Annotated in this window: 11 protein-coding genes and 1 tRNA gene; 8 read left to right on the top strand and 4 right to left on the bottom strand. The window is 55.8% G+C overall.

All coding sequences use genetic code 11. The features are described 5' to 3' along the window. Positions 1 to 292 precede the first annotated feature (292 nt). The gene (locus QE435_RS18630) at positions 293 to 1,315 is read right to left on the bottom strand and encodes a porin (RefSeq protein ID WP_349042282.1); all 1,023 of its coding nucleotides are present in this window, start codon (positions 1,313 to 1,315) and stop codon (positions 293 to 295) included. 601 nt (positions 1,316 to 1,916) lie between these two features. On the opposite strand from QE435_RS18630, the gene QE435_RS18625 reads away from it, so the two are divergent. The 3 genes from QE435_RS18625 (at position 1,917) to QE435_RS18615 (ending at position 3,149) form a co-directional block, all read left to right on the top strand. Then, positions 1,917 to 2,007: transfer RNA gene (locus QE435_RS18625), tRNA-Ser, on the top strand. A gap of 545 nt (positions 2,008 to 2,552) precedes the next feature. Next, positions 2,553 to 2,903 carry a hypothetical protein gene (locus tag QE435_RS18620; RefSeq protein WP_349042281.1) on the top strand — a complete coding sequence of 117 codons (351 nt, stop codon included), beginning with the start codon at positions 2,553 to 2,555 and terminating at the stop codon, positions 2,901 to 2,903. Between the two features lie 69 nt (positions 2,904 to 2,972). Further along, positions 2,973 to 3,149 (top strand): hypothetical protein, encoded by a 177-nt coding sequence (locus QE435_RS18615; RefSeq protein WP_349042280.1) that lies wholly within the window; start codon positions 2,973 to 2,975, stop codon positions 3,147 to 3,149. A gap of 3 nt (positions 3,150 to 3,152) precedes the next feature. Here QE435_RS18615 and QE435_RS18610 read toward each other — a convergent pair whose 3' ends face one another. Together QE435_RS18610 and QE435_RS18605 are read right to left on the bottom strand one after the other, a co-directional pair. After that, a complete protein-coding gene (locus QE435_RS18610) occupies positions 3,153 to 3,950 on the bottom strand; it encodes an HpcH/HpaI aldolase/citrate lyase family protein (protein WP_349042279.1) in 798 nt (265 codons plus the stop codon). A gap of 8 nt (positions 3,951 to 3,958) precedes the next feature. After that, a complete protein-coding gene (locus tag QE435_RS18605) occupies positions 3,959 to 5,176 on the bottom strand; it encodes an FAD-dependent oxidoreductase (protein ID WP_349042278.1) in 1,218 nt (405 codons plus the stop codon). Positions 5,177 to 5,458: 282 nt separating this feature from the next. On the opposite strand from QE435_RS18605, the gene QE435_RS18600 reads away from it, so the two are divergent. Beyond that, complete coding sequence (locus QE435_RS18600) at positions 5,459 to 5,812, top strand: hypothetical protein (protein ID WP_349042277.1); 354 nt, start codon at positions 5,459 to 5,461, stop codon at positions 5,810 to 5,812. A gap of 129 nt (positions 5,813 to 5,941) precedes the next feature. Continuing rightward, positions 5,942 to 7,054 carry a pyridoxal phosphate-dependent aminotransferase gene (locus QE435_RS18595; protein WP_349042276.1) on the top strand — a complete coding sequence of 371 codons (1,113 nt, stop codon included), beginning with the start codon at positions 5,942 to 5,944 and terminating at the stop codon, positions 7,052 to 7,054. 187 nt (positions 7,055 to 7,241) lie between these two features. Here the strand turns inward: QE435_RS18595 and QE435_RS18590 are convergent, their stop codons facing one another. Next, positions 7,242 to 7,508, bottom strand: coding sequence for a sel1 repeat family protein (locus QE435_RS18590; protein ID WP_296017900.1), 267 nt, complete (start codon positions 7,506 to 7,508; stop codon positions 7,242 to 7,244). Positions 7,509 to 8,012: 504 nt separating this feature from the next. Between QE435_RS18590 and QE435_RS18585 the strand changes: the two genes are divergently transcribed. From QE435_RS18585 to QE435_RS18575, 3 genes are all read left to right on the top strand, one after another. Next, a complete protein-coding gene (locus QE435_RS18585) occupies positions 8,013 to 8,351 on the top strand; it encodes a DUF2147 domain-containing protein (RefSeq protein WP_306931875.1) in 339 nt (112 codons plus the stop codon). Between the two features lie 80 nt (positions 8,352 to 8,431). Then, positions 8,432 to 8,809, top strand: a complete 378-nt coding sequence (locus QE435_RS18580) for an Lrp/AsnC family transcriptional regulator (protein ID WP_349042275.1) — start codon at positions 8,432 to 8,434, stop codon at positions 8,807 to 8,809. Positions 8,810 to 9,057: 248 nt separating this feature from the next. Then, complete coding sequence (locus QE435_RS18575) at positions 9,058 to 10,962, top strand: PhoX family phosphatase (RefSeq protein ID WP_349042274.1); 1,905 nt, start codon at positions 9,058 to 9,060, stop codon at positions 10,960 to 10,962. Positions 10,963 to 11,160: the final 198 nt, after the last annotated feature.

Here is an 11,160-nt window from a genome sequence, read left to right as displayed (position 1 = left end):
AAACCATCCACGAAGGCCAAGTCGACCACACAGCACTCCTACTCTGATAGATGGCAACGAACTTGCTACCGGCCTCTCCAGATTTGGATCGCCATCGAGTATTCAAAACATCTCGCAACAGGCAAGTTCATCCGAATTTCGAAAGACCGGGATCGAGATACAGGTGGGGATAGCTTTCGTTGCTAAGAGTCGAGGATAAGCCCGCACTTCGCTATGCCAGCAGAGTTGAACATCAGGCAAAAAAAACCCGGCTCGAAAGCCGGGTTTCCGTCACTGACGAGGTCAGATCAGATTAGAACGAACGCTGAAGGCGAACGAAACCAGTCCAAGTCTTAGGAGTGTTGTCGATGTCAAGGTAGTTGACAGCAAGCTTTGTGGTGAGGCCATCGGTGATCTTGTAGTCAACCGTCAGACCGCCCTTCCAACCGTCGTTGTTGGAGAACGTGTCCTGAGAGACCAAGCCGTAGCCGCTGTAGTACTGAACGCCGGGGGTGATGGTCAGCTTGTCAGTCGCCTTGTAAGCGTACTGAGCAGCAACTGCCCATTCGGACACTGCGAAGTAAGCATTTGCGCCGGAAGCCCAAGCGGCACCAACGCCGAGCGAGCCAGGACCAAGGTCAGCCGTAGCGATGACGCGAGCTGCACCGTTGCTGCGGTCAACGTCGTAGCCACCAAGAACTTCAACAGCTGCGCCGCCGAACTTGCCGCCAAGAGCGCCAGAGAAGCCAACGTTGTTCGGCTGATCGCCGGTAACAGCGTAGGTTACGCCTTCCAGTTCGTCGACAGACAGACCAGCATAGAAGGAGCCAGCGTCGTAGGTGTAACGAATGGAGTTGAACAGCGTGTTGGAAGAGAGGTTGTCGGTTTCGCCGGAGAGACCGTTATCCCACCAGTTGTAGAACTTACCGACCTTCAGACCGCCGAGTTCGATGAAAGCCTGCTCAACGAAAACAGCGTCCGTAGCAACTGTCGTGCCAGCGGCATCAGCGTTGCCCTGCAGACCGATGTAGCCACGCAGAACGCCGAGTTCGGTGTCCGAACGGGTGTCGATGTTGAACTGGCCGCGCGAAACAGCATCCCAGTCAGACGTGCCAGACTGGTCGCGGCCGAAGTTAACCTGGAAACGAACGAAGCCGTCGAACTTCAGGCAGGTTTCGGAACCAGGAATGTAGAAGAAGCCAGCGCCGAAAGCGTCGCAAACGCGAACGTATTCCAGTGGCTCAGGCTCAGCAGCAACGATCGCGTCAGCGGCCTTTGCGCCAGATACTGCTGCAAGAGCTGCAGCGGAGCCAATGAGAAGGCTCTTGATGTTCATGTTGACCTCCAGTCAAGTTTCATAAGGGTCTGGGTTCTTAAGCTGAAGGACAGCATTCCCTGCCCCATTCCCGTTTTTTTTGAAAACGAGCGATCCACCGCCGCGCTTCCGTTGCTGAAAATACAAAAGCTTTCGCCGGGCGCAATCGGCAAAGAGATTTATGACAGGTATGATTAGGTGCTTCACATAACCATGTTGCTGAAAAAACACATTTTAGGATGCGTCGGGATAAGGAGATTTAACAAATGATTAATAGAAACAATGGGAAAGCTTGAGCATTAGAGACATGAAATTGAGTAAGTCGAATGTTGCACCATCTTCCAACGTTGCGCTGACTGACACTTAGAAGAGCACCTAACTCTCTTTTGATGCACCGTCAGAGAGAGGCGGGAGCCTCACCTAAGTTAGGCGGTCACACGAATCGCAGTTTCCCAAAGCGGGAATCATCTGGATGAAGTGACTCGATTCGTCGAAGGCATGGCCCCTCCGATTATTGCGCAGCTTCGTGAAGGGCGAAAAGCGGTCTTTAGATAGGTCTTTTTCCACTCTCTCATTAAAAGCGCTTGCATTCGTTTTTCTTCCGCAATAATCAGGCGGCACCGGAGAGGTGGCCGAGTGGTCGAAGGCGCTCCCCTGCTAAGGGAGTATACGTCAAAAGCGTATCGAGGGTTCGAATCCCTTCCTCTCCGCCATTCCAACATATGTCATATATAATTGCACTTCTGGAACAAGCTCACCGCTACACTGCGATGTGCTGCTTGAACCTGTACGCACGAATGGTTTTGACGACACTATCCGTCACTGGCTTGAACAGAATCAGCGATTATCCCTGCGGGAAAAAGAGTCCTTATTGTTTCCTGGCTCGACGGGGTGTTCGGCTCCATAGGCGCCGACGAGCGCTCATAAGTCGTCGAACTCAACTGCGCCTCATTCATTGGCGATGAAGCCAATGGCAAATGCGGTCTTTTATGCAGTCGCTTTTAAGCGCACAGACGGTCGGTATCGACATTTAAGGAGCGCATACGATCAAGCTCCATCGAGAACTCTGAGTTTAAGGCACACAAATCGAACCACTCTGCGTGCTTTAGCCCGTAGAGGATGTCTTTCGAGTGCACCTAACCTAGCAGCCCCGCTGGCCACCAACTCAGAGCAAACGCTCATTTCACCTCTATCCGTTTTGGAACATTATCGAGTTTGGTCGCGTTATCGACTCGGAAACAACATGAGGTGATTTCAAATGGCACAGACCAAATTGAACGTCGTTGAAGATTCTGTCGAAAACCAGATCGCTGAGCTCCGCTCCCAGATCGCATCTCTTTCCAAGTCTGTATCGGCGCGCGCTGGCTCGATCTCGGAAGACGCGTCTGACTTTGTGGACGAAGCAAAAGGCCGCGTTCAGCGCGTGGCGCAGAGTGCGGCAGAGACCGTGAGGGCGCAGAGCCATAACGTGGTAGAAGCAGTGAAGGAAAACCCTGCGACTGCGACGTCTGTTTTGACCGTCGTCGGCGCATTGGGCTTCGCCCTCGGCTATTTCGTGGCAAACGCCTCGACGCAGCACAACAGCAGCAGCCTGTATCGCTGGCGCTAACTGCGTTAACATCAAGGGCAGGAAGGCAACGCCTCCCTGCCCTCTTTTCTTTTGGAATGGAGGAGCGACGTGCAACTCTCTCAGGAAATCGAAACCGCCCTATCCGCTTTCGCGCATGACAACCGCATGAGTGAAGACGAAGCCATCGCGCGTATTCTCCGAGAAAGGCTTATTGCGGAAGGCCACCTCTCTTCCGGCCAGGAAGGCATACCGCCGGAAAAATTGAATGCGACCAATGACGATTGATCGTCAATAACCAGAGGCCTTCGGCCCTGTCGCGCCGCCCTTGTAGCGAGCTGCGAGCTGGCGGAGCACATTCGAGAACTCGAAGACATCGGCTCCCACCGCCACGAATGAAGCTCCCAATTCAAGATAGCGCTTATTGTATGCCTCATTGAAGGTCAGAATGCCTGCAGCCTTGCCAGCGGCGACGATCTTGCGAATCGCGGCCTCGATGACGCTTTGAACTTCTGGCTCATCAATTTTTCCGAGATATCCCATATCCGCCGCCAAGTCGGCTGGGCCGATGAAAACTCCATCAACGCCTTCGACCTGAAGAATGTTATCGAGATCGGCTATCGCGGCACGTGTTTCCGCCTGGATCAAAAGGCAGACATTGTCCGACGCCTTTTGATTATAATCACTGACACTGCCGAAGCCAGACGCGCGGGCAACAACGGCACCCATGCCGCGAATGCCGCGCGGCGGATAATGCATGGCAGATACGAGCGCGCGGGCCTGCTCGTCCGAATCGACCATCGGCACCAGAAGCGTTCGCGCACCGGCGTCCAGCATCTGCTTGATAATCCAGGTTTCTCCTGTCGGCACCCGCACGACGGGTTCCGAAGGCGATGTCGAGAGCGCGCGCAACTGTTCGATGATGCTGCGAAGATCGTTCGGGCCATGCTCGCCATCGATGACGAGCCAATCGAAACCAGCCGTTCCGGCAATCTCCGCGGCGATCGCCTCCCCCATGTCGAGCCAGAGTCCGATCTGCGGTTCACCGCGATGGATGGCGTTCTTGAAGCGATTCTCAGAGGTGGGCATAGTCGTCCTCATGTCAAAAGCAGTTTCAAATCGGCAGCGTGATCAGCAAGCACAGCGCGGTTCGGCTGCACGCCGGAGTCGAGCAGCTTCTTACCGGTGACATAGGCCTTGGCATCGTTGATGGCATCCACAGCGATGAAGCGGCCTTGACTGAAGTACCAAATGGAATGGCTGCCCTCTCGCTGACCTGGACGTAGCACTGTCTCGTCGTAGCCCGCGTTGAACCCGGCGATCTGCAATTTCACATCATACTGATCCGACCAAAACCATGGCTTCGGTCTATAAGGCTGTTCTTGGCCTGAAAGCACCAGCGCTGCCGCTTCGGCCTGATCAACGGCGTTCTGCACCGATTCAAGACGAACGGAAGCGCCTTCCATCGGCAGAAGCGTGCAATCTCCCATCGCGTGGATGTCCGGATCGGATGTGCGGGTAAATTCATCCACCAGAATGCCGTTGCCGACCTGGAGGCCCGACTCACGGGCAAGCCGATCATTCGGCGTCACCCCTATGCCGGCAATGACGAAATCTACCTCCAGCGTCGAGCCGTCCGAAAGCTCCGCCTTTGCAACGCGCCCATCCTTGCCGTCCAACCGAACGAGGCCCGTTTTTTCACGAATGGAAACACCCTTCGCGAGGTGAATATCGCGCATGATCGTTGCCGTTTCCGCTGAGGCGACACGCTGGAGAATGCGGTCTGCCATTTCGATGAGCGTCACTTCAAGCCCAAGTTGGCGCGCCACGGCTGCGGCCTCAAGACCGATGTAACCGCCACCGATGACCAACAAGCGGCGGCCCGGCTGCATTTCTTCCATCAGGCGATCTGCATCGCGCTTATCGCGCACGGTCAGAACGCCTTCGAGGTCCCCCCCGACACCTGCAGGAAGCTCGCGCGGCGCAGCCCCCGTCGTCAGTGCAAGCTTGTGGTAATCCAGCAGGGAGCCGTCCTGCATCCTGACGGTCTTGGCGTTGCGATCAATCTCTTCGACCCACGTGGAAAGGCGGATGTCGACATTGTTCTCGACAAACCATTCGGCAGGACGAAACTCGAGTCGATCAAAGGTCATCTCGCCCATCAAATATTTTTTTGAGAGCGGCGGGCGCTGATAGGGAAGCACGTCTTCCGACCCTATGATGGTTATCGGGCGATCGTCCTTTAGCGCACGAAGCTTGGCAGCAAGGGCGAAGGCTGCCTGCCCAGCGCCAACGATGACCAATCTGCCTGACATATAAGATGCTCCACCCGAACCATCGCCTCAGTTACAGCGAAGGCGTAACGACAAGTACGCCCCACGTCAAGCATCTGCCCATCGCTTCGCACGACCGTTCAACAAGCCCGGCGCAACCTTATGGGGGCAATAGTGTTTTAGCGATGAACAGGCTTAGCCGGGACTGAGGTCTCAAGCGTCCGAAACGAAACAAACGCATCGACTCTTAGCGATTTCATTCAGGATTAGGCAAGGTAGCAGGCGTATCATTCAAGAACGAGAAGAGGCAATCGGGAGGTTGTCATGACACTCAATATTGATATCAAGTCAAAGGATACCATTCCGCAAGACGAAATGTACGAGAAGTACGTGATCGACCGTCCTGGAAAGATCACCTTCATCGGCCATCATCTCAGCACCAGCAACACCATGCGGTGCCTTATCCGCAAGATTTCGCTTTTCGGGGCGGATATCGAAGTCAGTCCGTATCTTGATCTTCCCAATAATTTCTACCTTGAGATCATCGGCATTCGAGATGAGATCGGCTGCACCCTGATCCGGCGAGAAGATGAAAATGCCGCTGTTGGCTTCAACATGCTGATCGATCCAGAGTTTCTGCACCATATACGTCGCTTGAGCTTCGAAACATCGCTCTGATAACTGCGGGCTTCGGCCGGCGCGAAAAACTCGCCTAAAACCATCGCATTCATCTCGGCCTGCCTTGCGCAGGCCGATTTTGTTTCTATTGTGAGCCCGTCCGCCTCAAAAACCACGGAACGTACTGAAATGTCCGCCTTTTCGCGCTTTACACCGCTCGCCGCTTCGCTTCCTTCCACCGTTCCATTCGTTGGCCCGGAGGCCATCGAACGCAATCGCAAACTGGCAGTGAAAGCGCGTATCGGCGCCAATGAGAGCGGCTTCGGTCCCGCCCCGTCCGTCTTGGAGGCGATGCGGGACGCCACCCAAGAAACCTGGATGTACGCCGACCCGGAAAATTACGAGTTGCGTGAAGCGCTTGCCATCCATCATGGCATTTCCCGCGGCAATATCGCCATTGGCAGCGGCGTGGATGGGCTTCTCGGCGAAATTGTCCGGTTGATAGTGGAGCCGGGCACGCCGGTTGTGACTTCCTTCGGCGGATATCCGACATTCAATTACCACGTGAACGGCTACGGTGGCCGGCTGGTGACGACGCCTTATCTCGACGACCATGAAAATCTCGATGGGTTGCTGGATCTCGTCATCAAGGAAAATGCGCCGCTGGTTTATTTCGCAAATCCTGACAATCCGATGGGAAGCTGGTGGGATGCAAATGAGGTTCTGACATTTGCCAAGGCCCTGCCGGAAACCTGTCTGTTGATTCTGGACGAGGCCTATTGCGAAACGGCGCCCGAGAGCGCCGTTCCCAGCGTTCGCGCCATGATCGGCATGCCGAATGTGCTGCGCATGCGCACCTTCTCCAAGGCCTATGGCCTTGCAGGCGCACGCGTGGGCTACGCGATCGGTACGCTGGGCAATGCTGAAGCCTTCGACAAAATCCGCAATCACTTCGGCATGTCACGGGTTTCGGTCGCGGCCGCTCTTGCAGCCTTGAAAGATCAGGCTTATCTGCGCGACGTGGTCAAGCGCATCGCCAATGCACGTGAGCGCATCTCCACCATCGCCCGCCAGAACGGCCTGTCGCCCCTGCCCTCCGCCACGAACTTCGTTACGATCGATTGCCACAAGGACGGCGCCTACGCGAAGTCGATTGTGGATGGCCTGATGGAGTATGGCGTCTTCATCCGCATGCCGGGCGTTGAGCCACTCAACCGTTGCATCCGTGTCAGCGCGGGCCCCGATGACAAGCTCGATCTTTTCGCCGAGGCACTGCCGAAAGTTCTTCAGGCGCTCGGCTGATATCAAGACAAGAAAAAACCGCGCCGGCCTTGTTTCTGCCGGTCACGGTTTTGATCTCTCGTTGCAAGCGTGCGGCTTTGCCATCTTCGTTTGCGGCTATGATGGGTGTTCCGACCGGGACTGGAGGGACCAGTCGAAACGATTGGCGATCTTTTGATCGCTCCGTCTTTTTGAATCGTCTTGGAATTTAGTGCGTGGTCATCCAATCGCGGGCAGCGCGAAGGGCTGCTGCGAGGTCTGCCTTGGTCATGTTCCGGGCAAGATCGGCGCGCAGCGATGCTGCTCTTTCCGAACCCTTAATGGCTGCAATGTTCAGCCACTTGTGGGCAGCAATGAGGTCCACCGGGCATCCACGGCCTGTCGCGTAGATCAGGCCGAGATTGCAGAAGACATCCGCGCGGCTTTGTCCACCGGCAACTGCCAACTCGATATCGCGCATTTCAAATCTTGCCATTTTTCTAGTCCCTGTTTGCCCGTATTCTTCCTGTTTTGGTGCTTCTCTGCGGAAGCTTTCAGCTTTGGAGCAGTGCCGTCTTCTGCGGCTTTTTCGTCTCCGGCTGTCGTCAGGTTTTCCCTGCTCTTTGTTGACCTCACTATGCCAAACGGCTTTCAACGGGCGCTTAAAATCCATGATTAACGGGTGCCAAACAAAGTCCAAACGATTGGTAAAATTGGATTTTTGTTAAATATGGGAAAGCCTGCAAATTAAGGATTTTCCGCGCAATTTTACGAAAAGTTTACGGATGGATTTAAACGCTCTGCTAACCACGGCAGAAGCTTGCAGTTTTCGAATGCCGCAATCATCGGCTTCGGGGAGCCTGAAAAAATTCGTGGCGAGGCCCCGCCCCATGTTTCCTTTTACGTGAACGTAAACTATAAAGGTTGGCATTCGCATGGGAGTTGCGAAGGCCGATGGTGGCAAGGCACTGTCGTGCCTGGTTTGGATTGGGAGGTCCATATGAAGAAATTGACGATTCTCGCAGGTCTTGCATTTCTGATCAGCAGCAGTGCGTTTGCTGCCGAAGCCATCGAAGGCAACTGGAAGACGGCCAGTGGCGAGACCGCAGCGATTGCCAAATGCGGCTCTGCCTTCTGCGTGACGCTGAAGACCGGGAAACATGCGGGTAGGCAGATCGGCAAGCTATCGGGCAGCGGCAACAGCTACTCGGGAGAAATTACCGACCCCGCCGCTGACAAAACCTATAGCGGCTCCGGCACCGTGTCCGGCGATTCCCTTAGTATGAAGGGTTGCGTGTTGAAGGTGCTGTGCAAGTCACAGACCTGGACCAGACTTTAAAAACATGTGGGGCGGCCAGGCGCGGCCCCTTCTTCACCCAATAAGGTGAGCGGTTTCCCTTTCCCCATTAGGGATGAGGCATGGGAACCAGCCGAAGAGCAAATCCAATCAATAAGCGGCGAAAGCCGTGGATTCTTGCTGCGTTGCAGCGGGATGCGCGCCTGACCAATGTCGAGTTGACCGAAGAGGTTGGATTGTCACCATCTCCCCGTCTGCGGCGGGTTCCTGCCCTGGGGAAGCCGTGCGCCATTCGGGGTTATCATGCGAGCCTCGACCGGACTGTCCTCAGTCTTGGCTTAATGGTGTTCGTCAGCGTCAAAATAGAGCGCCACCAGGACGCCTCTGCGGTCGCCTTCAGAGAGACGGTCGCAATGCTGCCGTATGTCATTTCGTGCCATCTGGTCTCCGGGGAGGCTGACTTATTTTTGCAAGTTGTCGTGCCGGACCTCGCGGCTTAGAAAGGTTGCTTGTAGGCCGCGTGCAGAAACTTCCAAGTGTCAGTGACATTCGCAGCAATTTCGCCATCCAGACAGGCAAATCTGAAGGGCCTCTCCCGCTCAGTCACCTGCCAGGGACATAAGCGTGAATTGTGCGACCGCCGCAACCTTAAGACGTTTCAGCCGGGTCATTCCGTCATATCGATGTAATAAACCCGCTTTAGTTGCCTTCTCTAGAATTGTTCAAAACGACGAGAATGGAGAGCGCCATGACCAACATCGACACAAGCAAGCTAAGCTGGGACGAGTGGGACGAGCTGCAAAATCCGCCCCCAGCGGTGACCGATTTCGACCGCGTCGTCGAATCCGCTATCTCACGCCGCGGTTTCCTTGGCGGCGTGCTCGCCTTTGGTTCTGCCGCCGCGGCTCTCGGTACGCTGGGCAACCTCTCCACCTCCGCTCAGGCGCAGGAAGCAACCTCCCGCTTCCCGTTCAAGCCGGTGCCTGCGGCGACTGATCACACCGTTCATGTGCCAGAAGGGTACAGCTGGGAACCGCTCGCCAAATGGGGGCAGCCACTCTTTTCGAACGTGCCGGATATCGATCCCGAGAAGGGCGTCAGCCTGGAGAACTCCGATAAGGTGTTCGGCGAGAATACCGACGGCATGGAGCTCTTCGTGGTCGGTAGCCATCAGTTGATTGCCGTGAACCACGAATATGTGAACAACGAGACCAACCTCCCCCACCGCGAAAAAGGCATGCCCGCCAATCTGGATGAGGTGAAGATCCTTCAGCACATGCAGGGCGTGACGGTCATGGAAGTGGCGGAAGGCAAGGATGGCTGGGAGATTGTCGTCGACAGCCCGTTCAACCGCCGCATTCACCACAACACGCCGATGAAGCTTTCGGGACCGGCTGCCGGCTCTGATCTGGTCAAGACCGCAGCCGACCCGAAGGGTGTCGACTGTCTTGGCACCTTCAACAATTGCGGCGCCGGTCGCACGCCTTGGGGCACCTATCTGACCTGCGAAGAAAACTTCAACGGCTACTTCGGCTCCACCGATGCCAACTTCAAAATGCCGGATGACTACAAACGCTACGGCATCGCTGCCGAGACACGCTACGGTTACGAGAAGTTCGACGAGCGCTTCGATGTGTCGAAGAATCCGAACGAGCCGCGTCGTGCTGGCTATGTCGTGGAGATCGATCCGTCCAACGCTTCTTCCACGCCGATCAAGCGCACCGCACTTGGCCGCATCAAGCATGAAAATGCTGCCGTGGTCGTAGCGCGCGATGGCCGTGTCGTGGTTTACATGGGCGACGATGAGCGCGGCGAGTTCCTCTACAAGTTTGTCTCCAATGGCATCTACGTGCCAGGCGGTGACACCTCGAAACTTTTGGACGAAGGCACGCTTTACGTGGCGAAGTTTACCGATGACGGCAATGGCGAGTGGGTGGCTCTGACGCCGGAATCGACCGGCATGAAGCCGGATGAAATCTCTGTCTTTACGCGCCAGGCGGCCTCGAAGGTCGGCGCCACGACCATGGATCGCCCGGAATGGGTCGCAATCAATCCCGTCGCCATCGAAGCCTATTGCGCGCTGACCAACAACAGCCGCCGCGGCGAAGTAAAGGACGGCAAGATGCGCACCAATGCCGGTGGCGATGTGATGGCCGTCAACGCCGCCAACCCGCGCGAGAAGAATGAATATGGCCAGATCGTTCGCTGGTACCCTGCCAACGACGATCACGCCGATGGCAAGTTCAAGTGGGATCTCTTCTGCATGGCCGGCAATCCGGATGTGCACAAGGACGCCTATGCCGGCTCCTCCAACATCAACTCCGGCAACATGTTCAACTCGCCGGACGGCATGATGTTCGACTCCACCGGCCTTCTGTGGATCCAGACCGATGGCGAAGACAGCAATGAAGGCCAGTTTGCCGGTCAGGGCAACAACCAGATGCTGGCGGGCGACCCGGTTACCGGCCGCATCGAGCGTTTCCTGACGGCGCCAAAGGGTTCGGAAGTCACCGGCCAGACATGGTCGGCCGACAAGCGCACCCACTTCGTCGGTATCCAGCATCCGGATGCACCTTTCCCGGATGGCGAAGGCAAGCTGCCGCGTTCAACCGTTATCGCGATCAAGCGAAACGACAATGCGATGATTGGCTAAGGCTTACGAAGACGACATAAAACGGGGCGCCGTCCATTGCGGCGCCTCTTTGAATTTATTTAGACAACTCAATGTTCATTGCCAATGCGTTTTCTCTTGCGTTCTCGGAGGACGCCGGGCCTCCAAGGAGCGTCTTTTAAGACGGTCGACGCCATGTTGCCGCAGCGCTCACGTAAATCAGAATCTTCTAACACATTG

Origin of the sequence: Agrobacterium sp. SORGH_AS 787, assembly GCF_030819035.1 — a bacterium.
Classification (GTDB): domain Bacteria; phylum Pseudomonadota; class Alphaproteobacteria; order Rhizobiales; family Rhizobiaceae; genus Agrobacterium; species Agrobacterium larrymoorei_B.
This window is presented reverse-complemented; position numbering and strand designations above follow the sequence as displayed.